Annotated in this window: 24 protein-coding genes; 9 read left to right on the top strand and 15 right to left on the bottom strand. The window is 64.4% G+C overall.

Features of this window, described 5'->3' with window-relative positions; all coding sequences use genetic code 11:
* The first annotated feature begins 112 nt into the window (after nucleotides 1–112).
* From VIQ49_RS19695 to VIQ49_RS19675, 5 genes are read left to right on the top strand one after another with little or no spacing between them, the layout of a single operon-like run.
* Complete coding sequence (locus VIQ49_RS19695; protein WP_331887762.1) at nucleotides 113–1,318, top strand: ABC transporter ATP-binding protein; 1,206 nt, start codon at nucleotides 113–115, stop codon at nucleotides 1,316–1,318.
* Nucleotides 1,315–2,676 carry an ABC transporter substrate-binding protein gene (locus tag VIQ49_RS19690; RefSeq protein WP_414731671.1) on the top strand — a complete coding sequence of 454 codons (1,362 nt, stop codon included), beginning with the start codon at nucleotides 1,315–1,317 and terminating at the stop codon, nucleotides 2,674–2,676. Before VIQ49_RS19695 ends, VIQ49_RS19690 begins: the two co-directional genes overlap by 4 nt.
* The gene (locus VIQ49_RS19685) at nucleotides 2,673–3,536 is read left to right on the top strand and encodes a metallophosphoesterase (RefSeq protein WP_331887760.1); all 864 of its coding nucleotides are present in this window, start codon (nucleotides 2,673–2,675) and stop codon (nucleotides 3,534–3,536) included. The genes VIQ49_RS19690 and VIQ49_RS19685 overlap by 4 nt, the downstream gene beginning before the upstream one ends.
* A 6-nt stretch (nucleotides 3,537–3,542) precedes the next feature.
* Nucleotides 3,543–4,493 (top strand): carbohydrate ABC transporter permease, encoded by a 951-nt coding sequence (locus tag VIQ49_RS19680; RefSeq protein ID WP_414731670.1) that lies wholly within the window; start codon nucleotides 3,543–3,545, stop codon nucleotides 4,491–4,493.
* Nucleotides 4,483–5,343, top strand: a complete 861-nt coding sequence (locus VIQ49_RS19675; RefSeq protein WP_331887758.1) for a carbohydrate ABC transporter permease — start codon at nucleotides 4,483–4,485, stop codon at nucleotides 5,341–5,343. The genes VIQ49_RS19680 and VIQ49_RS19675 overlap by 11 nt, the downstream gene beginning before the upstream one ends.
* On the opposite strand, the gene VIQ49_RS19670 is transcribed toward VIQ49_RS19675, so the two are convergent.
* Entirely contained in the window at nucleotides 5,336–6,235 is a 900-nt protein-coding gene (locus VIQ49_RS19670; protein WP_331887756.1) for a LysR substrate-binding domain-containing protein, read from the bottom strand. The two genes, VIQ49_RS19675 and VIQ49_RS19670, sit on opposite strands and share 8 nt — an antisense overlap.
* Nucleotides 6,236–6,526: 291 nt before the next feature.
* On the opposite strand from VIQ49_RS19670, the gene VIQ49_RS19665 reads away from it, so the two are divergent.
* A complete protein-coding gene (locus VIQ49_RS19665) occupies nucleotides 6,527–6,919 on the top strand; it encodes a GNAT family N-acetyltransferase (protein ID WP_331887754.1) in 393 nt (130 codons plus the stop codon).
* A 79-nt stretch (nucleotides 6,920–6,998) separates the two neighbouring features.
* On the opposite strand, the gene VIQ49_RS19660 is transcribed toward VIQ49_RS19665, so the two are convergent.
* The 3 genes from VIQ49_RS19660 to groL all read right to left on the bottom strand — a co-directional run bounded on the left by VIQ49_RS19660 (nucleotide 6,999) and on the right by groL (nucleotide 9,840).
* A complete protein-coding gene (locus VIQ49_RS19660; protein WP_331887752.1) occupies nucleotides 6,999–7,658 on the bottom strand; it encodes a DsbA family oxidoreductase in 660 nt (219 codons plus the stop codon).
* 43 nt (nucleotides 7,659–7,701) lie between these two features.
* The gene (locus VIQ49_RS19655) at nucleotides 7,702–8,055 is read right to left on the bottom strand and encodes a hypothetical protein (RefSeq protein WP_331887750.1); all 354 of its coding nucleotides are present in this window, start codon (nucleotides 8,053–8,055) and stop codon (nucleotides 7,702–7,704) included.
* Between the two features lie 159 nt (nucleotides 8,056–8,214).
* Nucleotides 8,215–9,840, bottom strand: a complete 1,626-nt coding sequence (groL, locus tag VIQ49_RS19650; protein WP_331887748.1) for a chaperonin GroEL — start codon at nucleotides 9,838–9,840, stop codon at nucleotides 8,215–8,217.
* Between the two features lie 258 nt (nucleotides 9,841–10,098).
* Between groL and VIQ49_RS19645 the strand changes: the two genes are divergently transcribed.
* The gene (locus tag VIQ49_RS19645) at nucleotides 10,099–10,437 is read left to right on the top strand and encodes a hypothetical protein (protein WP_331887746.1); all 339 of its coding nucleotides are present in this window, start codon (nucleotides 10,099–10,101) and stop codon (nucleotides 10,435–10,437) included.
* A gap of 61 nt (nucleotides 10,438–10,498) precedes the next feature.
* Entirely contained in the window at nucleotides 10,499–11,779 is a 1,281-nt protein-coding gene (locus tag VIQ49_RS19640) for an MFS transporter (protein WP_331887744.1), read from the top strand.
* Here the strand turns inward: VIQ49_RS19640 and VIQ49_RS19635 are convergent.
* Nucleotides 11,742–12,527 (bottom strand): DNA-formamidopyrimidine glycosylase family protein, encoded by a 786-nt coding sequence (locus VIQ49_RS19635; RefSeq protein ID WP_331887742.1) that lies wholly within the window; start codon nucleotides 12,525–12,527, stop codon nucleotides 11,742–11,744. The two genes, VIQ49_RS19640 and VIQ49_RS19635, sit on opposite strands and share 38 nt — an antisense overlap.
* A 59-nt stretch (nucleotides 12,528–12,586) precedes the next feature.
* The gene (locus tag VIQ49_RS19630) at nucleotides 12,587–13,225 is read right to left on the bottom strand and encodes a GntR family transcriptional regulator (RefSeq protein ID WP_331887740.1); all 639 of its coding nucleotides are present in this window, start codon (nucleotides 13,223–13,225) and stop codon (nucleotides 12,587–12,589) included.
* A gap of 100 nt (nucleotides 13,226–13,325) precedes the next feature.
* Between VIQ49_RS19630 and VIQ49_RS19625 the strand changes: the two genes are divergently transcribed.
* On the top strand, nucleotides 13,326–14,585 hold the full coding sequence (locus tag VIQ49_RS19625) for a benzoate/H(+) symporter BenE family transporter (protein ID WP_331887738.1): 1,260 nt from the start codon (nucleotides 13,326–13,328) through the stop codon (nucleotides 14,583–14,585).
* On the opposite strand, the gene VIQ49_RS19620 is transcribed toward VIQ49_RS19625, so the two are convergent.
* From VIQ49_RS19620 to VIQ49_RS19580, 9 genes are all read right to left on the bottom strand, one after another.
* Complete coding sequence (locus tag VIQ49_RS19620) at nucleotides 14,489–16,090, bottom strand: ABC-F family ATP-binding cassette domain-containing protein (protein WP_331887736.1); 1,602 nt, start codon at nucleotides 16,088–16,090, stop codon at nucleotides 14,489–14,491. The two genes, VIQ49_RS19625 and VIQ49_RS19620, sit on opposite strands and share 97 nt — an antisense overlap.
* A 474-nt stretch (nucleotides 16,091–16,564) precedes the next feature.
* Nucleotides 16,565–17,653 carry an MSMEG_0565 family glycosyltransferase gene (locus VIQ49_RS19615; RefSeq protein ID WP_331887734.1) on the bottom strand — a complete coding sequence of 363 codons (1,089 nt, stop codon included), beginning with the start codon at nucleotides 17,651–17,653 and terminating at the stop codon, nucleotides 16,565–16,567.
* Complete coding sequence (locus VIQ49_RS19610; RefSeq protein WP_331887732.1) at nucleotides 17,650–18,486, bottom strand: carbon-nitrogen hydrolase family protein; 837 nt, start codon at nucleotides 18,484–18,486, stop codon at nucleotides 17,650–17,652. Before VIQ49_RS19610 ends, VIQ49_RS19615 begins: the two co-directional genes overlap by 4 nt.
* An 11-nt stretch (nucleotides 18,487–18,497) precedes the next feature.
* Nucleotides 18,498–19,781, bottom strand: coding sequence for an MSMEG_0569 family flavin-dependent oxidoreductase (locus VIQ49_RS19605; protein WP_331887730.1), 1,284 nt, complete (start codon nucleotides 19,779–19,781; stop codon nucleotides 18,498–18,500).
* A complete protein-coding gene (locus VIQ49_RS19600) occupies nucleotides 19,778–20,092 on the bottom strand; it encodes an MSMEG_0570 family nitrogen starvation response protein (RefSeq protein ID WP_331887728.1) in 315 nt (104 codons plus the stop codon). Before VIQ49_RS19600 ends, VIQ49_RS19605 begins: the two co-directional genes overlap by 4 nt.
* Nucleotides 20,085–20,978 carry a carbon-nitrogen hydrolase family protein gene (locus tag VIQ49_RS19595; RefSeq protein ID WP_331887726.1) on the bottom strand — a complete coding sequence of 298 codons (894 nt, stop codon included), beginning with the start codon at nucleotides 20,976–20,978 and terminating at the stop codon, nucleotides 20,085–20,087. The genes VIQ49_RS19600 and VIQ49_RS19595 overlap by 8 nt, the downstream gene beginning before the upstream one ends.
* Nucleotides 20,975–22,417, bottom strand: coding sequence for an MSMEG_0567/sll0787 family protein (locus VIQ49_RS19590; protein WP_331887724.1), 1,443 nt, complete (start codon nucleotides 22,415–22,417; stop codon nucleotides 20,975–20,977). The genes VIQ49_RS19595 and VIQ49_RS19590 overlap by 4 nt, the downstream gene beginning before the upstream one ends.
* A complete protein-coding gene (locus tag VIQ49_RS19585) occupies nucleotides 22,387–23,514 on the bottom strand; it encodes an MSMEG_0568 family radical SAM protein (RefSeq protein WP_331887722.1) in 1,128 nt (375 codons plus the stop codon). Before VIQ49_RS19585 ends, VIQ49_RS19590 begins: the two co-directional genes overlap by 31 nt.
* Nucleotides 23,515–23,524: 10 nt before the next feature.
* Nucleotides 23,525–24,049, bottom strand: a complete 525-nt coding sequence (locus tag VIQ49_RS19580) for an MSMEG_0572/Sll0783 family nitrogen starvation response protein (protein WP_331887720.1) — start codon at nucleotides 24,047–24,049, stop codon at nucleotides 23,525–23,527.
* Between the last annotated feature and the right edge of the window lie 151 nt (nucleotides 24,050–24,200).

Raw genomic sequence — 24,200 nt, 5'->3', positions numbered from 1 at the left:
GACCTTCCACTCGGACGATCGACGTTCCCTATCGCCACCTCCTTCGCTGTTCGACTCCGCGAATCTGATTGCGAAGGCCCACAGCGGCACCGACGAGCGGATCGAGGCACCGATGGGTTCGGAAGCCGGCACACCAACTGGTTCCACGCTGTCACTGGTCGGGGTGACCAAACGTTTCGACGGCGACACCGTGTTGGATTCGATCGACCTCACCGTGCCCGGCGGAGAGTTCATGGTGCTGCTCGGTCCGAGCGGATGCGGCAAATCCACGCTGCTGCGCATCGTCGCGGGCCTGGAGACACCGACTGAAGGCAACGTGATGATCGGCGACACTGACGTCACGGAAGTCCCACCGCGAGAACGTGATCTGGCGATGGTCTTCCAGAGCTACGCGCTGTACCCCCATCTGAGCGCGGCGAACAACATCGCTTTCCCGCTGCGCACCGCGAAGGTGCCGAAGCGGGAGGCGCGGACCGCGGTCGAGCGCGTGGCAGCGTCTCTGGGCTTGACGGCGCTGTTGGCCCGCAGGCCGGGCCAACTCTCGGGTGGACAGCGACAGCGGGTTGCCCTGGCCCGGGCGATGGTCCGCGACCCCAGCGCCTTCCTGATGGACGAACCGTTGTCCAACCTCGATGCCCGTTTGCGGGCCGTCACACGAACCGAGCTGATCGAACTCCACAAGCGCGTGAAGAAGACATTCCTGTACGTCACGCACGATCAGGTCGAGGCGATGACGATGGCCGACACCATCGCCCTGCTCAACAACGGCCGCATCGAGCAGGTCGGTACGCCGGAGGCGCTGTACGACAGTCCGCAATCAACCTTTGTCGCGGCCTTTCTCGGTGCTCCACCCATGAATCTCGTCACCGCGGCCATGGAGGTGCGGGCCGGCGAGTTGGTCGCCACGATCGGCGGGACCGTCGTGCCCCTCGGGATCAATGCGGGTGCCGGCAACCTCAACTCTCGTCGTCTGACACTCGGCATCCGGCCGGAACGACTGAGACTCCGGGAGCACTCAGAGGCCACCCCGGAGCCCCGGACCGAGAAGCGGGTGCGATTGCGAGCCGTGGTGACACTCACCGAAAACCTCGGAGGCGATGTGCTGGTGCACTGTGCGATCAACTCGGTCACGTTGTGTGCACGCGTTTCTCGAACCGGTACCGCCCGGGCCATTGACGTCGGCTCCGAGGTCACCCTCACCGCCGACTGCTCGGATCTACATCTCTTCGACCCCGACGACGGCCGGCGGCTGCGGTGGCAGCAGCCGGAAGCACAACCCGCACATCTCGAACTCACTCAGGTAGGAGCGTTGCCGTGAAACCCCCACCCACACTTGCCGTCCCACTGATCGTGTTGCCGTTGCTGCTCGCCGGTTGCCTGTCGAGTACCCCGGACGAGACCGAGACCGCTGCCATTCCCGAACTGACGGCCGACCAAAAGGTCTCCATCGTTTTCGAGAGCTACAACTACGGGCTGGCGGGAGCATGGACGGACACGTTCAACAGCCTGCTGGCCGATTTCGCGGCAGCGCACCCCAACATCACCGTCACTCCTCAGAAGCCGGCGGGCAACAGTCCCAACCCGGCCACCGACACCATTTCGAGCATCCGCAACCAGATGACGGCGGGCAATCCGCCCGACGTGGCCCAATTGGGTTTCTCCGACCTGGATTTCACCGTCAACCAATTGCAGGCCAAGTCGCTCGATCAGTTGGTCGGCGACAATGCCGTCGAGCAGCACTTCGACGGCGACACGCATCCGTTCGCGCCGGGTGCTCGCACGTTGAGCGATTGGGACGGAGAGACATTCGGAATCCCGTTCGTCTTCTCGACACACGTCTTCTACTACAACGCATCTCTTTTCGAACAGGCCGGTCTGGACCCGGACAATCCCCCACGTACGTGGGACGAGGTGGCGGTCGCCGCCACGACGATCGTGAACAAGACCGGGAAAGGTGGCGCCTACATCGATTGCCTGACGAAGACCGCCAAGGACTGGTGTTTCCAGAGTTTGGTGCGGTCGAACGGCGGCCGCGTGATCTCGGAGGACCGCGACACCCTGACCTTCGCCGATCCCGCAGCCGTCGAGGTGGTCGAGATGGCACAGCAGATGGTGAAATCCGGAGCCACGCCAACGCTGACCCAGAAGCAGGGCTACGAGGCCTTTACCCGCGGGGAGATGGGAATGCTCTTGGAGACGAGCGCAATTCAAGACCAGTTCGTCCAGGGAGCCGCCGGCCGATGGGACCTGCGCTCGACGACGATGCCGAGCTTCGACAACAAACCGGTGGTACCCACCAACTCCGGCGCATCACTGTTCGTGTTGTCCCAGGACCCGGCGAAGCAACGCGCGTCGTGGGAACTGATCAAGTTCCTCACCAGCGAACAGGCCTACGTGAAGATCTCCAGCGGTATCGGCTACCTCCCCCTGCGAACCGGGCTCATGGACGACCCTGCCGGCCTCCAGGCCTGGGCTGGGCGAAATCCCCTACTCGAACCGAACCTGGAGCAGCTGAAGACGATGGAGCCGTGGATCTCGATGCCGGGCAACGACTACCTGCAGATTCGCGACGGAATGATGTCTGCCGTGGAGTCTGCCGTCTTCCAGGGCGCCGATCCGGCAACCACACTGACCGCCGCACAGGAGCAGGCGAACACCCTCCTGCCGGCGTCATGACCGGGCCCGAACACACCGTGATCCAGTTGACCGACACCCATCTGAGCACCGGCGGCGACCTGATGCACGGAATGATGGACACGACGCGAAATCTACGCAAAGTACTCGACCACCTCGACGCGTGGAATGGTTCCGTGGACGCGATCATCGTCTCGGGGGATCTGGCAGATTCCGGTTCGATCGAGGCGTACCGGACTCTGCGTACGATGCTGCAGCCCACCGCAACCCGACTCGGAGCAGCAGTGTGTTACGCGATGGGAAATCACGACGATCGGGCCGGGTTTCGGATCGGCCTGGATCTCGGTCGCAACGGCTCGACAGACCTGGGAGCCCCGTACGACGCAGTCCACGAGGTCGGCGGACTTCGCATCGTGGTGCTCGACAGCACCACGCCGGGGCGCCACGACGGCAGACTCGAGGATGACCAGGTGGACTGGCTTGCAACGGTACTCGAGGACCCGGCGCCCCGTGGGACACTATTGGTGATGCATCACCCGCCGGTGCGCTCACCGCTGGCGACTGTCGACTTTCTCAGGCTGACCCGTCCAGGTGCCCTCGAGTCCGTGATCGCGGGCTCGGATGTCCGGATGATCCTGTGCGGCCACGCCCACTACACCGGGGCCTCGGCATTGTCGGGAATCCCCGTCTGGATCGGGTCCCCACTGTCGTATCGCACCGATCCGGTGTCACCGCAGGGCCGGCAGCGAGCGGGAGTCGGGTTCGGCTTCAGCCGGATCGACCTGTTCGGCGAGACGACCGTGGCCACATCGGTCGATGTCGTCGACGCCCGCGACGTCTACAACGAACCTCAATCGGTTGCACTCGAGCGTCTTTCGTCGCTCATGGCGAAACCGGACTAGCAGATCATGTTCGTGACAGCCCAGCCGCCGGCGCCGACTCGCCACCCCGCCGCACCGCAGCCGTCCATGCGGAACCGACGATGGTCGCGGCTGCGACGGGGCGCCGTACCGTACCTGTACCTCGCGCCCGCCCTGACCTTGCTGGTGGTGTGGACCTATCGCCCGCTGGTCCAGGCCGTGCAACTGTCCACCGTCTCGTGGAACCTGTTGCCCACCAGCCCGATGGAATCGGTCGGTGTCGACAACTATCGGAAGTTGTTCGAATTGCCGGCTCTCGGCGATGCGGTGTGGCTGACCGCCACGCTGATCATCGGCCTCCTGCCGTTCACCGTGGTGCTACCGGTGGTGATCGGCTTCGCGATGCGCGGGATCACGGTGCGCAGTTCGAAGATCTACCAGGGGTTGATCTTTGCCCCGTTCCTGGTGGCACCGGTGGCAGGTGCAGCCGTGTGGCGGTGGCTCCTCGACCCGGGCGGTGGTGTGGTCAACCGACTGTTGGGCACCGACCACAACTGGATCTACGACAAGAGCACCGCCCAGCTCACGATCATCGTGATCACCGGATGGCACCTGATCGGGTTCGCGGTGCTGGCGGTGTCCGCCGGCCTCGCGGGAATCAGTTCCGACTACGAAGAGGCAGCGGCACTCGACGGCGCTACCCGCCTGCAGATCGGAGCCCGCATCACCCTCCCTCTGCTGTCCCCGACGCTGGTCTTCCTCACCCTCATGACCATTCTGCTCAGCGCCCAGTGGAGTTTCCCGCTGATCGACACCCTGACCCAGGGCGGGCCGGCCGGTGCCACGACGAACATCTACTACCTGCTCTGGGACTACGGATTCCACTCATTCAACGCCGGACTGAGCGCAGCGGCAGGCGTCGTCCTGTTCCTCGGATTCGGAGTGGTCGCCGGATTCCTCGTCTGGCTGTCGGAACGGATCTCCTTCCATGACAACTGACAGCGCCCCGGGGGCGGCGCCGCACCCGCGCACGACCGCGGGTGGCGCCCTGGCTGCGCGCATCCGGAACCACCTCACCCTGGCTATCACCGCCGCCGCGTGCTTGTTCCCGATCTACTGGTTGGTGGCGACATCCCTGCGCCGGCCGGGCGACGTCGGCTCGCTGACTCCGGTGCCCTGGCCGTTGTCGGTCGAGAACTACTCCGAGGCCGCCGGCAAGGTGGACGTCGTCCGCCTCATGATCAACACGTCTGGTGTCGCGCTGGCGTCGACGTGCGGCCAGATGTTGATCGCGATCCTGGCGTCGTACGCATTTGCGATGTACCGGTTCAGGTTTCAGCGAGTGCTGTATCTGGCCTTCGTCGGCACCTGGCTGGTGCCGTACCAGGTGACGATGCTGCCGAACTACGTCCTGCTCGATCAGCTCGGACTGCTCAACACCTTGGCAGGTGTGGTGCTCCCGACGCTCAGTTCGGCCCTGGCAGTACTGATGATGCGCACGTACATGGCGGGGTTTCCGAAAGAGCTGATCGAAGCAGCCCGCGCCGATGGCCGCTCCTCGTGGTCGATCCTGTGGACGGTCGTGGTGCCGAACCTGCGACCTGCGCTGGCGGCCTTGGCCATCCTGCTGTTCATCAATTCATGGAACGAATACTTCTGGCCCGCTGTCGTTCTCCAGCAGGGCAATGATGTGTTGCAGCTCGGATTGCGCAGTTTCATGGGCACCGAGGGCGACCAATGGGGTCCGATGATGGCACTCGCCGGACTTGCGTGCCTGCCCATCTTCGCGCTGTACGTCGTGCTGCAACGGCACATCGTCAACGCGTTTGTCCGCAGCGGACTCAAGTAGTGGTGTCGTCGACACATCCCACAAACGCGTCGACCGCGGTGTTCACGGTCGATGCCGACCACACCATGTACAGGTCGACCGTCGGGATCGGATCGACCAATTTGACCGCCACCGAAGACGCACCCGCCGTGCCCATCCCCACCGCGGCCGCACGCGACAGCGACGCGAACGCGACGTAGGGCTTCACCGCGACAATGTGTCCGGTCCCGCTCGGATCGTCCGCGGTCTGGGCGATGGTGAGTGCGACTCCGGCCTCCGCCGCAGCGCCGACGATGACGTCGTACATCGGTGGACACTGCTCGCGGGCGAACAGAACGCATCTCTCGCCCGCCAATTCGGCGCATCGCACGCTCGATCGTCCCGCCCACGGGTGCAAACGCCCCACCACCGCGACGATCGGCACCTTCGACAGCAGCAGTCTCGCCCGCAAACCGGGTACTTGGGGCCGCCCGTAGACAAGCGCGACGTCGAGCGAGCCATCCTGCAGACCGCTCAGCTGCGGTCCCGTTCGCTTTTCCCACAACGAGACGGCCATCTCGGGATGCCGCTCATGGAGCCTGGTGAGAGCGGCCGGAAGAACGTGCCTACTCGCCAGGAAGTTGTATGCGATGTTCAACGAACCGACCTGGCCGGCAGCGGTCGATTTCGCGACGTCGACGGCCTTGTCCATCTGTGCGACAACTATCCGGGCCTGCTTGGCGAACTCGACTCCCGACGACGTCAGCTGCACGTCGTGCGAGGTCCGGACCACCAGGTTGACCCCGAGTGACTTCTCGAGCTTCTGCAGCTGCGCACTGAGCGACGGCTGCGACAGGTGCAACCGGGCCGCCGCCCGGCCGAAATGCAACTCTTCGGCGAGCGCGATGAACGACGTGAGATGTCGAAGTTCCATTGCACCCCTGCCTGCCCTGCACCCCTGCCTGCGCTGCGCCCCCGGTCCGAGACTCCTGCGAAGGCTAGCGAGGCGGGGTGACCCGCAGCTGAACGTCAGGTGCCCGGCCGGTGGCCGGCATAGCTGCGCCGACGGGGACTCCTACACCGCGAACGGACTGCTGCTGCTGCCCAAGTTGTACAACATCGTCGACGCATTCGCGACCAAATCCATCACGCACCTGCTCAACTCCTCCAGCAACCCGGTGCATACGCACCGAGCTACGACGAGCAGATCTTCGAAGTCCTCGCGTTGCTGGACGGAACGCATGTCAGCACCGACGGCCTGCCCGCGCACGCCGCGCCGGGTGAGAGTGCCGATGTTCAGGTCTGGATTCTCGGAGCCTCCGGCGGTTCGAGTGCCGCGGTCGCCGGCGCATCAGTGGATGCGGTCGTCGCCGAAACCGACGAGCAGGCAACCGAATTGGCCAGCGGCTATGCCCCCGGGGTCCGAAGTATCCGCCGCGGCGAGGGTGCGATTCCGGACCCGGCTCCGGCCGTCGCCCACGGGATCTATGCCCGCGGCGAAACCCCGTTCCTCCACGCCGCGGCCGACAACACCAACGCCAACGAGCTGTACAAACACCTGGGCTTCCGGTTACGGACCGACATCACCTTCACGGTGGTCCGAATCCCCGGGCTCTGATCCCGGAACCGCGCACACCCCATCGACACACACGCCGACGTCTTGGTCGCCGACGAGCTCGAATGGGGTGTGCAAGGGCTCAGACATTGGTGGATTCCTCGGCCCGAACCTTGTCGAGTACTCCGGTGAACGTCTCGGGGGACTGTGCGCCGGAGATACCGTATTTGCCGTTGATGACAAAGAACGGGACACCTGTGATGCCGTAGGCGCGAGCCTGATCGATGTCGGCTTCGACAGCGTCGGCGTATTCACCGGACGCCAGCACCGCGAGCACCGCATCGCGGTGCAGGCCCACATCGACGGCGAGGTCGGCCAGGACCTCGCTGTTGCCTACGTGGCGTCCCTCCTCGAAGAACGCCTTGAACAACCGCTCCGCGTACTCGAGTTGCTTGCCCTGCGCCTTGGCGTGGTGCAGCACCTGATGGGCTTTCAGAGTCTTGGTCTGCAGTACCGAGTCGAAGTCGAAGTCGAGCCCGACCTCGGCCGCGATGCCGGTGACATTGCCGAGCATCTGCTTCACCTGGTCGGCGGGCATCCCCTTCTTCTCGACCAGGTAGTCGATCGACGACCCCGCGAAGTCGTCCGGGGTATCGGGGGACAACTCGTAGCTGTGATAGGTCACCTCGACATCGTCGCGGCTCTCGAACTCGGCGAGTCCGGCCTCGAACTTCCGTTTGCCGATATAGCACCACGGGCAGGCGATGTCAGACCAGATGTCGACAGTGATGGGAGCAGCCATGTCATCCACAACCACCTTCGACCACCCGGCATTCCGCATCGCTTCACATGATGCTGCTCGCGATGTCAACCCCTGCCATCAGCAGCACAACCTGCAGACCAATTCCGACCAGCGGCACCCAGAACGCGAGGCGTCGCCGCGCCAGCAGCACGAGCGACGCGACTATCGCAGACACCATGACAACCAGGCCACCACCGTCGGTGACCGCATACGCCGTGGTGAGTGGCCCGGTGTCGCAATCTCCGTAGCACGAGTCCGTGGCCATCACAAAGAAGAGACTGATGTAGACGCTGGCCATAAACGTGAGCCCCTGTAGCACCAGCAGCATCACCGTCATGGTGTAGTCGACGGTTTGGCTGGTGGTGCGCGGCCCTGCGATGTGTTGGTTGAAGGTCATGCCAGGACACTATGGCCTCGCCACCATTGCGCAGCAGGGTGAAAATACTCAGACGGTAGGCGTGAAAAGCCTTGTCGGCGCCTACGGCAAACAGCACTGAGCCCGGCCACCAGAAGGTGACCGGGCTCAGTCGAGAAAACGTAGAGCGGAAAGCGTGGACTAGAAGCCCATGCCGCCCATCTCGTCGCCACCCGGCATGGCCGGTGCAGCGTTCTTCTCGGGCTTGTCGGCGACGACGGCCTCGGTGGTGAGGAACAGAGCCGCGATCGAGGCTGCGTTCTGCAGCGCCGAGCGGGTGACCTTCACCGGGTCGTTGATGCCGCGGGCCAGCAGGTCCTCGTACACGCCGGTGGCGGCGTTGAGGCCGGTTCCCAGCGGGCTGTTGCGGACCTTGTCGGCGACAACACCGGGCTCGAGGCCGGCGTTGATGGCGATCTGCTTGGCCGGAGCCTCCAGAGCGACGCGGACGATGTTGGCGCCAGTGGCCTCATCGCCTTCCAGAGTCAGCGAGTCGATGGCCGACTCGGACTGCAGCAGGGCCACGCCACCGCCGGCGACGATGCCCTCTTCGACAGCAGCCTTGGCGTTACGCACGGCATCTTCGATGCGGTGCTTGCGCTCCTTGAGCTCGACCTCGGTCGCAGCGCCGGCCTTGATGACAGCAACGCCACCGGCCAGCTTGGCCAGACGTTCCTGCAGCTTCTCACGGTCGTAATCGGAGTCGCTGTTCTCGATCTCGGCACGGATCTGAGCCACGCGTCCGGCGATGGCTTCGGAATCTCCGGCGCCCTCGACGATGGTGGTCTCGTCCTTGGTGACAACAACCTTGCGTGCGGTGCCCAGCAGCTCGACGCCGGCGCCCTCGAGGGACAGTCCGACCTCTTCGCTGATGACCTCGCCACCGGAAAGGATGGCGATGTCGGCCAGCATGGCCTTGCGACGGTCACCGAAGCCCGGAGCCTTGACGGCGACGGACTTGAAGGTGCCACGGATCTTGTTGACAACCAGGGTCGACAGGGCTTCGCCCTCGACGTCCTCGGCGATGATCAGCAGCGGCTTGCCGGCCTGGATGACCTTCTCCAGCAGCGGCAGCAGGTCCTTGACGGTCGACACCTTGCCGGAGACCAGCAGGATGTACGGATCTTCGAGGACGGCTTCCTGGCGATCTGCGTCGGTGACGAAGTAGCCGGAGATGTAGCCCTTGTCGAAGCGCATGCCCTCGGTGAGCTCGAGCTGCAGGCCGAAGGTGTTCGACTCCTCGACGGTGATGACGCCTTCTTTGCCGACCTTGTCCATGGCCTCGGCGATGAGCTCACCGATGGCAGGGTCGCCCGCGGAGATACCGGCGGTGGCAGCGATCTGCTCCTTGGTATCGATCTCCTTGGCGGACTTCAGCAGCGACTCGGTGACGGCTTCGACAGCCTTCTCGATGCCGCGCTTCAGGCCGAGCGGGTTCGCGCCGGCAGCGACGTTGCGCAAGCCTTCGCGGACGAGGGCCTGAGCCAGGACGGTGGCGGTGGTGGTGCCGTCGCCAGCGACGTCGTCGGTCTTCTTCGCGACCTCTTTGACCAGCTCGGCGCCGATCTTCTCGTAGGGATCCTCGAGCTCGATCTCCTTGGCGATGGAAACGCCGTCGTTCGTGATGGTGGGGGCGCCCCACTTCTTTTCGAGCACGACGTTGCGACCCTTGGGTCCCAACGTCACCTTTACGGTGTCGGCGAGGGCATTGAGGCCCCGCTCGAGGCCGCGACGAGCCTCTTCGTCAAATGCGATGATCTTGGCCATTACGAAGTGATCCTCCGATAGGGGGTGACACTGGAAGTTCATAGTCGGATTCGGTGCCCGCGACGGACGACCGGTCGTGTCATTAGGACCGGTCTCACCGTTCCGACCTAGCACTCACGGTTGGTGAGTGCCAGGTTTCGTTTTAGCACTCACACGGGTCGAGTGCAAGGTCGATTGGTGAGAAGCCCTCCTGAACTCGGGCAACAACGGTTCTCTTCGCTTATGGTTTAGGCCTCATCCCTGACCAAGAGGAACGCGATGTTCGGTAAGAACTGGGTATCCGGCACCGCGACCATCGTGGCCGTCAACATCGTCCGGGTGAGCAGCGACGGACAGACACCCACCCGCGAGTTCGCGGCCGACATCGTCGTCCCGGGCATCGACCCTTTCCGCGCCAAGCTCGCCGAGCCGCGATGGACGACCGATTTCTGGCCGCCGACCGCCCGTGAGATCCGAGGCGTTCTCCGGGAGGCGAAGTCGGGTGCTGTCCGATTCGACATGAAAGATCCGCGGAACAGCTACAAACACCACGGGGACGCGGCCGCCGACGCGTTCCGGGCAACACTGGAGCAGCCACCGAACCCACCGGCCGGCTGAGTTTCCAGATCTTTCGCAGACGTCAGGAATTGTCGGCGGCTGCCAGGGGTTGGGTACAGGAATGGCATCTCGGCAGCTTGGTCAGCTCACCGCATTCATCGTGATCGCGGCAACCACAGTCGCGATGATGTTCTCGGCATCGGCGCCGTCTCCCCTATACCCCGTGTATCAGGAGCTGTGGGGGTTCTCCTCCTTCACGCTGACCGTCATTTTCGCGGTCTACGTGATCGCACTGCTGGCCGGGCTGCTCACGGTCGGATCGCTCTCCGACCACATCGGACGGCGCCCAGTCCTGCTCGGCGGGCTGGCAATGATGGCCGTGTCGATGGTGATGTTTGCATTCGCCGACGGAGTGCCCATGCTCATCGCGGCCCGCATATTGCAGGGCCTCGCCGCCGGAGCCCTGACCGGCACCCTCAGTGCCACGATCGTCGATCTGCAGCCGAATCCCCGGATCGGGTCGGTCACGAGTTCTGCCGCGCCCCTGGGCGGACTGGCATTCGGCGCGATCGTCGCCGGGATCCTCATCGAGTACGCCCCGATGCCCCGGGAGCTGATCTTCCTCATCCTGATCGCCGCGTTCGCGATCTCCGCTGTGCTCATCGCCTTCGTCCCGGAGACGTCTGCACGGGCGGGCTTCGACTCCCGTCGGCATCTCTGGCGGGTGCTGCGGCCCAGTGCCGGTCTGCCGCCGTCAGTCCGCGGGGTGTTCCTCACGTCGACCTTCGGGGTCCTGGCCGTCTGGTCCCTGGGCGGACTGACCCTCTCCCTGGGGTCGTCGATCGTGCCTCGGATCTTCGGTGTCGAGAACCACATGGCCACCGGATTCATCCTCGGAACGTTCTTCACCTGCGGCGCGCTCGGGTCCGCGGCGACATCGAAGTGGTCAGCCGAACGCAAGGTCGCAATCGGCCTCGGATCACTCGGCACCGGACTGATCATCAACCTGATCGGAACGATGTCGGCCACGCTCCCGATTTATCTTCTCGGTTCGGCGATCGCCGGGTTCGGTTTCGGGGCGACGTTTGCCGGCATCATGGCCGTGCTGATCGCGGCCACGGGACCGGAGCAACGCGGGCAGGTCTTCTCCACCTTGTTCGTGGTGAGCTACATCGGATTCAGCATCCCCGCGGTGATCGGCGGTATCGCAGTCGGACACTTCGGGCTGCGACCCACTGCCATCGGCTACAGCATCTACGTCCTGGTGCTGGTGGTCGTCGCCGGAATCGCGGCCTTCCTGCGCGGCCGATCGGCCCGGCGGGTTCGACCCGAGCCCTTCGATGAACCGATCCGGACCGACCTGGTCACGGTGGCGGCTGACATGACGGACACCAGTAGATGACCCGCTCGAGATCGGTGGATCCGCCGCCGAGGTCCACTGACCTGACGGTGGTCCCGCAGCGCCCGCACGGTCGCCCCGCTCGGCCATAAACCCACGTTCGTTCACCGGCGCGGTCGACGTTTGTCACCCGGATCGTGCGGTTTCGGTTGAACTCCAGCACCTTCTTCGCCAGATCGACCCATTCCCGGAGATCCCCCGCATCAGCCACCGGCACGGCGGGGTGGGTCCGGCGAAGAAAGCACATCTCACACCTGAAGACGTTGCCGATCCCGGCCAGCATCCGCTGATCGAGCAGGGCGAGGCCGATCGGCCGGGCCGGATTCGATGACAGGTTCGCGACGGCAACATCTGCGTCCCAGTCGGCTCCGAGCAGATCGGGACCGAGGTGGCCGACGGCCGCGTCTTCATCAGCGCGACGAAGGATTTCGAGTGTGCCGAGTTCGAAGCCGACCGCCTGCACCGACCCGGCCTCCAGAATGATCCGGGCCTTGAATGCCGGTCGCCGCCACTTGGCACCTTTCGTGTAGATGTCCCAGCGCCCCTCCATCTTGAGATGGGAGTGCACGGTGTACTCGCCCACCCGGATCAACAGGTGCTTCCCGCGGGCGAGCACCTCATCTACGGTGCGACCGGACAGATCCGATGTCGCGAAACGCGGCACCCGAACATCGCAGTGCGTCAACGTTTTTCCGGCCAACGCGCGATGCAGCCGCGCTGCGGCCTGAAACACGGTGTCACCTTCGGGCATGCTTCCTTGATACCCGAACCGGGCAGGGATACCCGAGGAGAACAGGCTTGATATCGGGCTCAGTTCTGCGAACGCCCGCGAAAGTACGCCTCGATCGTGTCGGCGGCGGCGCCGATGTGCTGCCGGAGCACCGCCACCGCATCACCGGTCGCACCGCGTGCGGCGAGATCCACCAACTGCCGATGTTCGGTCTGGGCGAGTTGATCAGAACCCAACTCGGCCAGATGGAACCGCAGATAGCGGTCCTCGTCGTCGAGCTCCCGCCCGATCAGCTTCAGCAACTTGGCATTCGGATGCCGCTTGTAGAGAGCGAGATGGAACTCAGAGTTCAGTCTGCCGAGATCCACGAGGTCGGGATCGTCTTCCATGGCCTCCAGGATGCGGCGCGCGTCGTCGATGTCGGCAAGTCCGAGGTGCGGGATGGAACCGGCCAGTGCTTCTGGTTCCAGGAGCAACCTGATCCGATAGGTGTTGACGACGTCCTCCGGGTCGACGCCGACCACCACCGCACCCTTGTGTGGCACGTGATCGACCAGACCGCGGGCCTGCAGCGACAGAAGGGCTTCGCGGACCGGCATCCGGCTGACGCCGAACACCTCGCCGAGTTCTGCCTGGCGAAGTGCGGTGCCACTGGCCAGGGATCCATCGAGGATCGCCTCGGCCAAGGTTGCTTCGATGACGGTCCGCGCGTGCTGCACCGAGGTGGGACGAACTCCCAGAAGGTCAAGGATTTGCGTTGAACGTGTCGGCGGCATTACATCTTCCTTTAATTGGATCCAAGATCCAATCTACTCTACGATGGTCCTCACAGTCCCGACCGCGGAGGTTCGTGTGTCGCTCACCCAGCCGATCACCGCCGGCGTCGTCGCGTCGCTGGTGGGTTTCACCAGTTCGTTCGCCGTGGTCCTGACCGGCCTGCGAGCCGTCGGTGCATCACCCGAACAAGCCGCATCGGGCCTGTTTGCCCTGTGCCTGGCCATCGCCATCGGAGTCGGTTTCCTGGCGACCCGCTACCGGATGCCGATCACGTTGGCCTGGTCGACCCCGGGTGCCGCGCTACTCGCCGGCACGGTGACACCGGATGGCGGGTTCCCTGCCGCGGTCGGGGCATTCGCACTCGTCGGGGTGATGGTCATCGCGACTGGATTGTGGCCGCGCCTGGGAGCCCTCGTGCAAGCCATTCCCACTCCCATCGCCCAGGCGATGCTCGCCGGCATCGTGTTACCCCTCTGCCTCGAACCCGTTCGTGCGGTCGCCGCCGGACCGCTCGCCATCGCCCCGGTCATCGTCGTCTGGCTGATCTTGATCAGGTACGCCAAGCGCTGGGCAGTGCCCGCCGCATTCGGAACCGCGGCCGTTGTCATCGCAGTGGTCCTGTTGACGTCAGACAAGGGCGTGACCGCGGATTCGCTGATACCCCGGATGGATCTTGTTGTGCCGGAATGGACCTGGCAGGCCTGTGTCGGGATCGCGTTGCCGCTGTACATCGTCACGATGGCCTCCCAGAACCTTCCCGGCACCGCGGTGATGTCCAGTTTCGGATACCGGATCCCCTGGCGCCCTTCGATGCTGGTGTCCGGTGCTCTCACGTCGCTGGTGGCGCCGGCCGGCGGCCACGCGGTCAACCTCGCCGCGATCAGTGCCGCGCTGACGGCAGCGCCGGCCGCCGAACCCAACCCACGTCGACGGTGGATCGCGGCTGCCGCGGTGAGCCCGGTCTACCTCATCCTCGGTATCGGCTCGGCTGCCGTTGCCGCACTGGTGACGATCGCACCGACCGGTCTGGTGGAAACGGTGGCCGGCCTGGCCTTGCTCGATACCCTCGCGGGGGCGCTGGCTGCCGCCTTGCATGACGACAGGAGCAGGACCGCGGCCATCACGACCTTTGTGGTCGCCGCGGCCGGGATCTCGGTCGCGGGCATCGGATCCGCCTTCTGGGCCCTGGTCGCCGGCCTCGTCGTCTACTCGGTGTTGAAGAGTTCGCCCGGCTCCACCACACCGTCGGCGAGCACCAGCGAAAGCGAGATGCCGAGCCGGGACAAGAATGCGTCGTCGTGACTGACAATCAGCATCCCGCCCCGATACGCCGAGAGCGCATCCACCAGCTGGTCGACGCTCTCGATGTCCAGGTTGTTGGTCGGCTCATCGAGAATGAGTAACTGAACTGGCGGGGTGGCGAGCAGGAGTCGCGCCAGCGCGACCCGGAATCGTTCACCACCGGACAGTTCACCCACCAGCCGATCCACCGCATCCCCGCGCAGCAAGAATTGAGCCAGTTTGGCCCGCACAGCATTCGGTTGGGCGTCGGGCACCGCCGACCGCACGTTGTCGAGAACACTCGCGGCATCGTCGAGGTCGTCGAGACGCTGTGCGAGATAACCGATGTGGTCGGTGTGGGCCACCGCGTACGGGCCATTCTCCGAAGGCTCGGGATCCCACAGCGTTCGCAGTAGCGTCGTCTTTCCGGCACCGTTTGCCCCGGTGAGCGCGACCCGCTGCGGCCCGGCGATCACGATCGTCGAATCGCCGCTGTGTATCTCAGCGAGCCGGCGACCCGCATGAACATCGGGGTCGGTCAATTCGATGCGGATGTGCTTGTCGTCGCGGATCAATTCGGCAGCACTCTCGATCGCTCGCCGCGCGTCGCTGATCTTGGCATCGCCCTCCACCCGTAGTCGACCGGCTGTCTCCTGCGCACTGCGCTTGCGCGCGCCGAGCAGGATTTTCGGCAGTCCGGTGTTGTTCTTCCCGTATCGACTGCGCCGCGCAACCTTCGTTTCGGTGTCGATCCGTTGACGTTGCCGGACCTTCAGATCCTGCTGCGCCGACCTCAGATCCTGATGGGCCGATTCCTGTTGAAGCCGTATATGTTCCCGGTATTCGCTCAGCGGCCCACCGAACAGGGTGACCTCGCGTTCGCGCAGTTCGGCTGTGGTGTCCATCAATTCGAGCAACGCGGTGTCGTGGGAGACGACCAGAAGCGTCCCTGGCCAGCTCCGGACCAGGTCGTAGAGGCGCGTCCGCGCAGCCCGGTCGAGGTTGTTGGTCGGCTCATCCAGCAATGTGATGGGTGCATCCCTCAGCCTCAGTCCGGCGATCGCGGTCAGCACCACCTCACCTCCTGACAATGTGGCCACGTCACGGTCCACACCAAGACTCGCCAGTCCGGCCTCGTCAAGGACTTGCCGGGCGCGCGCTTCGACGTCCCAGTTGTCGCCGAGAGTTTCGTAGTCAGCCGGATCGGTGGAGCCGCCCTCGATCGCGGCCAAGGCGTCCAATTGAGCACGAATGCCGAGGAGGTCCGCAACCGTTTCGTCGATCTGCAAGGTCAGATCTTGCGGCAGATACGCGACGTCACCGCCGACCGTGACCGAACCGAACGTCGGGACAACCTCGCCCGCAATGACTTTCAGCAAGGTTGACTTACCTGACCCGTTGGCGCCGACGACACCGATGTGCCCGGTACCGAACGAAACGCTCAGGTTCGACAACGCGCGGGTACCGTCCGGCCAATCAACACAGACGTCACGGAAGGAGATAACTGATTCAGAATGTGGAGGCATGAGGGCTCCCAGGAGGATGGTGACGGAGTGCGCCAACAACTCATCCCGCCGCAGAGTGCGACGAATCGAACGGTGTCAGCGCGCTAGGACGCGGGGCCGTCGATGATCTTCACTGGAAACCTGACTGTCGGGAACAGAACGTCGTCCAGTGTGCAGTATCGGATCCGGATCCTGCAAGTACGGTAAGCCTGGTTTCGCGGGCAGTTTGACATGAGGCATTACGGTAGGTTCCGCTTGACCGGGTCCTGACAGAGGTCCCGTGATCGAGCGTGCTCACCTTCACCGCCGAGAGTGCCGATAACGCCGCCGACCGTGCCCTCGTTACCGTCGAACGTGCCTAACTTGTTCGTGTGCAATCACTTTCGGCACGCTGACCGGTGATTTGGGCACGCTCGGCGGCGATTTGGGCACGCTCGGCGGTGATGTGGGCACGCTCGGCGGTTGGATGGGCACGCTCGGCGGCGCGGGGTGGGGTCAGATCAGGGAGCGGTAGAACCCAAGGTGACGTTGGGCAGCATGTTCCCAGGTCAGGCCTCTTGCCAGAGCGCGACCCACTGATTGCCTGTCCGGGTCTACGTCCATCGCGGCCGTCAGTTGCGATGCCAGGTCGGCGACTGTCCGGGCATACCGAACGGTCTCACCGAAGACCTCCCGCAACACCGGCAGATCGCGGGCGACCACCGGAGTGCCGGCAGCCAAGGCCTCCATCGCGGCCAGGCCGAAACCCTCTTTGGTCGACGGGAACGCGAACACCGCGGCCGCGGCGACCAGTGCCGGCAGGGTGCTGTCCGGGACCGGACCCAAGACGATCGGTTCGATGCCGAGTTCAGATGCCCGGCGGTCGAAGTCGGATCGATAGCCTCGATAGTCGAACAGCGTCTCACCGCCGGCGAACACCAGCCGAAGTGCCGGATCGTCGCGCCGCATCAATGCATAGGCTTCCAGCAGGTCTGTGCTCCCCTTCCGGGGTTCTATTCCGCCCACCGCGAGCACATACTTTCCGAGCCGGGTGCGCCACAGTTGGCGCGCAGCAACGGATTCTGGACCTTTCCCGGCTGCATCCGCGAACCGGTCCGCCTGCACACCATTCGGTATCACGGTCGGTTCGAAACCCCACCCTTTCCGAACCTCCTGTGCCACCGCAGCGGACACGCAGATCCGGGCGTACGGCAGGACGATCGCCTTCTCATGGCAGGCAGCCAGAACCGGCGTGGTGAACTGGTCGAGGTGATGGATGGTCCGGATGCAGCGGCCCACCGCGTTCGCACTGATGCAGTCCTGCGCGTGGACGATATCTGCTGCAGCCGAATCGAACTCATCACCCAGAACCTTGATCGACCGCACGATCCGGTCGGTGACCGTATCGCGTTCGAGGTCGTCGAAGCGGGCCAATCGCACCGTCACAGCCGGATCGACCGGGCGAAAGAAGCCCGGGTCGCCGCCGCGCGCCAACGACCAGACGGTGACGTCGGCCCCCGCGCGGGCCAACGCCTCGGCGAGGTTGAGGGTGTGGACCACGCCGCCTCTCGGTTTGGTGGAGTACGTCAGTAGTGAAACTCTCAAGGATTGTCCTGCCAATATGTGTCGATGCGCCGTTCTTCCAGGTGATGCAGCACCGTGCGGGCGCGGTTGATCTCGGCGTCGATGTCGATGTCGCACATGGCCATTCCACCTTTGGCCCACGTCTTCGCCAGCACTTCACCGCCGGGACCGACCACCTTGGCCTGCCCGAGGAATCGCAGCTTACCCATCACACCGGTCTGGTTCGACGACACGAGCACCACTTGGTTCTCCGCGGCCCGGGCCGCGTCATACAGGTCGAACAGCCGGGACTGCCGGTCATTGGGCAGCCGTGAGGCACGATCGGTGACGCTCGCCGGCCACGCCGACAGCGCACAGATGATCCTCGCCCCGTCGAGCGCCAGAGTGCGAGCTGATTCCGGAAAGGTCTTGTCGTAGTCGATGAGCATTCCGATCCGACCGACGGGGGTGTCGAAGGCAGCGAAGGTGTCACCCGCGGCATAGGCCAGCGATTCGCCGGCGGGCTGATGGACCTTGCGGTGCAGGCCCAAGATGCCGCCACCAGACAGGCAGACGGCGGTGTTGTACCGCTTGCCCTCCCAAGCCTCGGTGAAGCCCACACACACTGTCATCGATCCCGCTGCCTCCGCGATCCTCGTCAGTTCCGGACCGTGGGTGCCCACTGTCGGCGGCAGGTGGTCGATGTCCGGTGACCGCAGGTCACCGATGTAGCCCCCGATCGACGCGTCCGGCAGCACCAGCAGGTCGATGCCGTCGCGCGCAGCCGCTTCGATGATCCCGACGATCTTGCTCACTGCCCGCTCGACATCCCTGCCGAAGTGGGCGGCCAATGCGGCAACTCGAATGGGTGCCATAGCCGATCAGCCTAGTGACTCGACCTGGCCTGTGCGCTCGGAACACACCCCGCGATCACCTGATCCGCCAGATACTCCGCATCACGCGCGATGGCCGCGAACCTCCCCGAACCCCAGGTGTGCTGCCATGGCAGGCCGAGGAAGTAGACACCGGGTGCCGACGTCACGCCACGGGTGTGGGTCGGCATGCCCTCTCCGTCGAAAACCCCCACCTTGAGGAATCTGTAGTCGGTACGGAAGCCGATCGACCAGACAATCGCGGAAATGTCGGTGGTGGCCAGATCCAGTTCGGTCACTTCGGCTTCAGGCGTCCACACCGGGACGTATCGCTGTTCTGTCGGCGCATCGATGCCGGCGCGATCGATATAGGCGTCGATGTCGTCCTTGATCGCATCGCTGACGGCGTCGGCTGCTGCGAGGTTCTTCGCCAGGTTGGGCGCGAACGTCATCGTTGTCCCGACAAGCCCGGTGGATCGGCCGTGCAACTGCATACCTTCACGGGCGAACCCTCGTAGATCGATGTCACGTCCGCCGTCACGGCCCGTCACATAGTGATTTGTCTTCTCGCGCTTGGACAGACCGCCCGGATGTTCGGAGATCGAGACATCGTAGACGCCCATGTCGTGCAGCCAGGCGACGCAGTCGCGACCTCGGTAGAAGCGGGCCACCCGGGGGGCACTTCCGGTGGCCAAGTGAACTTTTCGACCGGCGAGGTGCAGGTCTTCGGCGATCTGCGCGCCCGACTGGCCGGATCCGACGACCAGCACCGCCCCATCGGGGAGCCGATCGGCACCGCGATACTGCGATGAATGCACCTGTGCGATCCGGTCGGGTAGCTTTTCCGCGAACCGCGGGATCACCGGTGTGTGATAGCCGCCGACCGCGACCACCACGTGGTCTGCTCGGAATGGCCCCGCGGTGGTGAGCACATCGAATCCACCACCGGCACACTGACTGACCGATGTCACCGACACATGTTCGCGTACCGGGGCGTCGAACGTCCGTGCGTAGTCCCGGACCCAGGCGTAGACCTGGTCGCGGGTCATGAAGCCGTTCGGATCGTCGCCGGAGTATTCGTATCCCGGCAGGTTGCACTGCCAGTTGGGTGTGACGAGTGTGAAGTTGTCCCAGCGTCCGTCGCGCCATTCGTGGGCGATGGTGTCACGTTCGAGTACCACGTGAGCAATACCTCGCTGGGCCAGATGCCAACTGATCGACAGACCGGCCTGTCCGGCACCGATGACCACCACCGGCACCTCCTCGACGTTCGGGGCACCTGCTTCGGGGTTGTTCATGACTGTCCTGCCGTTGTCGGAGTGAGGAGTTCGGCACCGCTCATCGTCAGTATCGTGACCTGCCCGTCGGGCATCTGACGCGCCGCCGCCTCGATGTCCTCGATCTGGGCGGCCGCGGAGGTGCAGGCGAACCCGAACTTCGCGCGGACGCGGTCGCTGGCGATGGTCAAGGCCTTGGTGCTGCGTGACACGAAGTCGCCCAGCGCGTAAGCCACGCCCGGTTCCAGGAAGTCGTGCATCACCAGAGATGGTGAATAGCATTGCTGTTGTGAACCATCCGGCCAGCGAACGGTGAAGGTCATCTCAGGCATAGGTCAGTTCCTCGACGCGATTGGGCTTGGTGACACTGCCGTAGAGTTCAGGGCGTCGATCACGCAGGTTGTACATACCACCGCCGCGGGCCGCTCCCATCGCCTCCTTGACGTCGAGTGTTGCGGTCGCCAGGCCTTCCTGTGTGCCGGTGTCGGCGAGAACCTCACCACCGGGTCCAACGATCTTCGCGCTGCACACAAATCGGAGGGAACCAAAGGTTCCGGCCTGATTCGATGCCACCCAGACCACTTGGTTCTCCAGCGCGCGAGCCCGATCATAGATGTCGAAACGCTGCTTCCAGCGGTCGTCTTCCATATTGGGCGTGGCGTTGGTTCGCGCCGTCGGCCAGGCCGACAGAGACGCGATGATCTCCGCCCCGCCGAGTGACAACGCCCGGGCAGCCTCCGGGAATGCCTTGTCGTAGCAGATCTGCATGCCCATGCGGCCGACCGGCGTATCGAATGTCGGATACTCCGAACCGGCTGAATAGCAGAGGTTTTCACCCAGCGGCTGGTGGACCTTGCGATAAGACCCGAGGATCCCGTCGCCACAAAGGGTGACCGCGGCGTTGTAACGGGTCTCGCCGTCGGCCTCACAGAATCCCAAGGTGACCGTCATGTTTCCCGCCATCGCGGCGACCCGTGCCAGTTCCGGACCACCGAGTTCGAGAGCGGGCGGCAGACTTTCGAGTCTGCGCTGACGCGCCTCCGGACTCTCGTCGCCCCCGCCCAGACTCGGCAGATAGCCGCCCAATGCCGCCTCCGGGAGAACCAGCAGGTCACTGCCCCGTTGCTTTGCCTGTTCGATCAGTGCACCGATCGTCCGGTACGCCTCTTCCATGTCGCGGCCGAACTGCGCCGACGCGACAGAAATTGTGGTGCTCATGCTTTCCCCAATCCTGTGACGGTGCCGTGCACCGCTTGCGTGATCGTGCCGTCGGGCCAACGTAAGCTGACCCCCCGGCCTTCGATGAGTTGTCCACAGACAGCACCGGTCGCCGGTCCCGCATCGGGAACCTCTCGGCCCGGCGCGTCTGCGCTGATCATTGCGAATCCCGGAAATGCGGTGACCCATTCGCCCATCGCAACACCGGAAGGCCTTGGAATACTGGCGATGTCGAGCAACGCGCCGGTTCCGCATGCCTCGGCGAGCATGCCGGTGGTTCCGACAAGCCCGGCCATACTGACGTCCTTCGCTGCCGCAGGGGCCGCCCGCTGCACGTAGGTGCCCATCCGCGCCAGATCCTCGGACCTACGTGTCGACGTCGAGTCCCATTGCTGACCTGCATATCCCGGCCGCCAGTTGCCTCCGAGATCAGCGGTCAGCCGCAAGTCGTGACCGACACGTCCGCCCCCGGCCGGTATCGGTCTCGCGGTGCGGCCCAGCGCGGTGACCGACAACGATGACGGAACACCCGCCTGCGTATGACCTCCGAGAACCGGAACGCCCCATGCTTGCGCGGCTCTGGCCATCCCACGAATGATTCTCGTCAGTTGCGATTGTGTGGGTGCCGCCACCGCGTCGAGCAGTCCGACCGGGGTGGCACCCATCGCGGACAGGTCGTTGAGATTGACCAAAACCGCACACCAGCCCGCCCATTCGGGATCACGCTCGACCATTGACGGGATGATCGCGTCGCAGGCCGCGATCAGGTCACTACCCGGAACCGGTGTGCCGTCGTCGCCACGGAAACCACTGGGACCCAATCCCATCGACTGGGATGACAGCGGCGCAAGCACCTCGGCGAGCATCGCCTTGGTCGCTGTGACGAGACGCTCGATCTTGTTGATGGGCCACCGCATCGCTGCATGAGCAACGCCCGCGACATCGACGTCGCCGGTGTACTGCCAGCCCAGTGAGGTGAACATCGACAGGTACCGCTGCTGTACTGCGGCATCAAATCGGAGTACCCCGGAAGTCTCGGCATATGCGCTTGCTGCTCGCACCAGCGCGGGACCGACCCCCCGAGCCTGTTCGGTGGGCGCTACCACCAGCCTGCTGCCGGTCCACCAGCCGATGTCGTCGGCGGTGGCCGGCGCCAGCCGCACCCCGCCCAACACCGTGCCGTCGGGCGCCGTCGCACAGAGCACAACGGTGCGAGGGTCGTCGTCGATCTCGTCGCGGTCAGATCCTTTAAACAGCGCCTGCCGCACCACAAAAGCCTGGTGGCGGAGCGCACGATACTGAGTGAGTTCCTCTGTGTCCCGCGCAGGTTGGATGAGAAACGCGGCCGGCGAAGCGACGGGTCGCGGACCGGTGAGGATCGCCAGATCTCTGCTGCCTGCGTGCACGGTCAACCTCCCACGTTCTGCAGAACGCTGCATGCGCCGCAGGCGGCACACCCGGCCTTCTGGTCGGCCCCGAGCATGCCCGTGGCCGTCAATTCCTTGCCGACCCGTCGGGTGATGTCTTCGACGACGTCACTACGTGGGGCAGCGGCATGATCGACATCCACCGCCAGCGACCCCTCATGCGGACGGAATGGCACCACAAAGGGATACACTCCCATCTCGATGAGTTCTTGTGCACCTGAGACCAATTCGTCGGGGTCCTCACCCAATCCGATCAACAGGTAGGTCGACACCTGATTGCGTCCGAAGACACGTACCGCCTCCGACCAGGCAGCCCGGTACTCATCGATGGAAACACTCGCCTTGCCCGGCATCCAGTGTCTCCGGACGGAATCATCGAGGGACTCGATGTGAATACCGATCGATTCGGCTCCGGCGTCCTTCAGCTCGCTGAGGGTGGCCAGATCTCCGGGCGGTTCACACTGCACCTGGATGGGCAGATCCGGAACCACCGCCTTGACCGCACGAACGCAGCGCGCCAGATGTTTTGCCCCCCTGTCCTTGGCAGCGGAGGTACCTGTCGTCATCACCATCTGTTTGACACCGTCGAGACGGACCGCCGCCTCGGCGACCTCGGCCAGCTCGGTGGGCTTCTTGACGGCCACTGTGGCACCGGACCGCAGCGACTCCTCGATGGTGCAAAACCTGCAGCGCTGGGACTCGTCGTAGCGGATACACGTCTGCATCACCGTGGTCGCCAATACGTCGCGACCGTGCAGCTTGGCTATCTTCTCGTATGCGACGCCTGTTTCGGTGCGCAGGTCGTAGAAGGCCGGCCTCTCGATCGCCGACACCTCCAACCCAGTCTCCTCGCCGTCGAGCAAGACCCGATCACCGTCAAGGACATAAGGACTCAGCGGATTGCGCGGGACCGCGGCACTGAGGCCATCGATGATCAGGTGGCCATCGTCGCTGGGACCGGCCCCCGCGGTTCGGCGCAACGGCGGTGAGCCACGAACACCGAGCAACGCGAGATCTACGCGTGCCGATAAGGCCTGCTCTGGTCGAGCTCCGCTCCGCTCCGTCTCCAGCGTCTCGGGTCGAGCTCCGCTCCGCTCCGTCTCCAGCATGTCGGCACTCTCAGACCATGTAGGTGGAGTTGATGATCGCGCCCTTGCGTGCGTAATGGATCAGCGCATCCTGCACATCGAGCGGATGCGCCGGAATGACACCCTCGATGAGGTCTTCCTCGCGTCCCCCGTGCAACGCCAGACCGAAGCGGCAACAGAACACCGTGCCGCCTTCGGAGATGAATGTGGCGAGCGAATCGTTGATGTTCTGCTCACCCGGGAACCCCGAGTCGCCGGTGGTCGGGAACCCACGGGTGGCCAGACAGTTGATGGCGCCGGGTCCATAGAAGTACATTGCCGACTCAAATCCCTTGCGCAGCGCCCGGGTGGCCTGCAGGACTGCCACAAAACTCACCGACGATTCATGAGCGATACCGTGAACCAGGGTGAAGTACGATTCGCCGTCGTTTGCCTTGTAGTCGGGGAAGATCTTGGTACCGCCGTAGATGTTGCTGCCCTTCGGCAACGATGGGTGCGGGATCTCGGCGAGGGAGGTCTTGATATTCTCGGCGATGGTCTGGTCGATCTCGGACATAGAGTCCTCCTGATGGGACGGAATGTTGAGGCCGCTGCGGCGACACTGCCGCGAGGCGAGAAGCCGGATCCGGCTGCGTATTCCAGTACAGAAGGCACCGGTTTCACACTGGTTATGGCGGGACTAACAATGCATTTCCAGGACCGCACCG

The organism is Williamsia sp., assembly GCF_036566845.1.
Lineage (GTDB): Bacteria > Actinomycetota > Actinomycetes > Mycobacteriales > Mycobacteriaceae > Williamsia.
This window is presented reverse-complemented; position numbering and strand designations above follow the sequence as displayed.

Coding starts and splice junctions, on each gene's coding strand:
- VIQ49_RS19695 (WP_331887762.1), top strand. CDS start 113: ATGGGTTCGGAAGCCGGCACACCAACTGGTTCCACGCTGTCACTGGTC.
- VIQ49_RS19685 (WP_331887760.1), top strand. CDS start 2,673: ATGACCGGGCCCGAACACACCGTGATCCAGTTGACCGACACCCATCTG.
- VIQ49_RS19680 (WP_414731670.1), top strand. CDS start 3,543: ATGTTCGTGACAGCCCAGCCGCCGGCGCCGACTCGCCACCCCGCCGCA.
- VIQ49_RS19675 (WP_331887758.1), top strand. CDS start 4,483: ATGACAACTGACAGCGCCCCGGGGGCGGCGCCGCACCCGCGCACGACC.
- VIQ49_RS19670 (WP_331887756.1), bottom strand. CDS start 6,235: ATGGAACTTCGACATCTCACGTCGTTCATCGCGCTCGCCGAAGAGTTG.
- VIQ49_RS19660 (WP_331887752.1), bottom strand. CDS start 7,658: ATGGCTGCTCCCATCACTGTCGACATCTGGTCTGACATCGCCTGCCCG.
- VIQ49_RS19655 (WP_331887750.1), bottom strand. CDS start 8,055: ATGACCTTCAACCAACACATCGCAGGGCCGCGCACCACCAGCCAAACC.
- groL (WP_331887748.1), bottom strand. CDS start 9,840: ATGGCCAAGATCATCGCATTTGACGAAGAGGCTCGTCGCGGCCTCGAG.
- VIQ49_RS19645 (WP_331887746.1), top strand. CDS start 10,099: ATGTTCGGTAAGAACTGGGTATCCGGCACCGCGACCATCGTGGCCGTC.
- VIQ49_RS19640 (WP_331887744.1), top strand. CDS start 10,499: ATGGCATCTCGGCAGCTTGGTCAGCTCACCGCATTCATCGTGATCGCG.
- VIQ49_RS19635 (WP_331887742.1), bottom strand. CDS start 12,527: ATGCCCGAAGGTGACACCGTGTTTCAGGCCGCAGCGCGGCTGCATCGC.
- VIQ49_RS19625 (WP_331887738.1), top strand. CDS start 13,326: ATGGTCCTCACAGTCCCGACCGCGGAGGTTCGTGTGTCGCTCACCCAG.
- VIQ49_RS19620 (WP_331887736.1), bottom strand. CDS start 16,090: ATGCCTCCACATTCTGAATCAGTTATCTCCTTCCGTGACGTCTGTGTT.
- VIQ49_RS19610 (WP_331887732.1), bottom strand. CDS start 18,486: ATGGCACCCATTCGAGTTGCCGCATTGGCCGCCCACTTCGGCAGGGAT.
- VIQ49_RS19605 (WP_331887730.1), bottom strand. CDS start 19,781: ATGAACAACCCCGAAGCAGGTGCCCCGAACGTCGAGGAGGTGCCGGTG.
- VIQ49_RS19600 (WP_331887728.1), bottom strand. CDS start 20,092: ATGCCTGAGATGACCTTCACCGTTCGCTGGCCGGATGGTTCACAACAG.
- VIQ49_RS19595 (WP_331887726.1), bottom strand. CDS start 20,978: ATGAGCACCACAATTTCTGTCGCGTCGGCGCAGTTCGGCCGCGACATG.
- VIQ49_RS19590 (WP_331887724.1), bottom strand. CDS start 22,417: ATGCAGCGTTCTGCAGAACGTGGGAGGTTGACCGTGCACGCAGGCAGC.
- VIQ49_RS19585 (WP_331887722.1), bottom strand. CDS start 23,514: ATGCTGGAGACGGAGCGGAGCGGAGCTCGACCCGAGACGCTGGAGACG.
- VIQ49_RS19580 (WP_331887720.1), bottom strand. CDS start 24,049: ATGTCCGAGATCGACCAGACCATCGCCGAGAATATCAAGACCTCCCTC.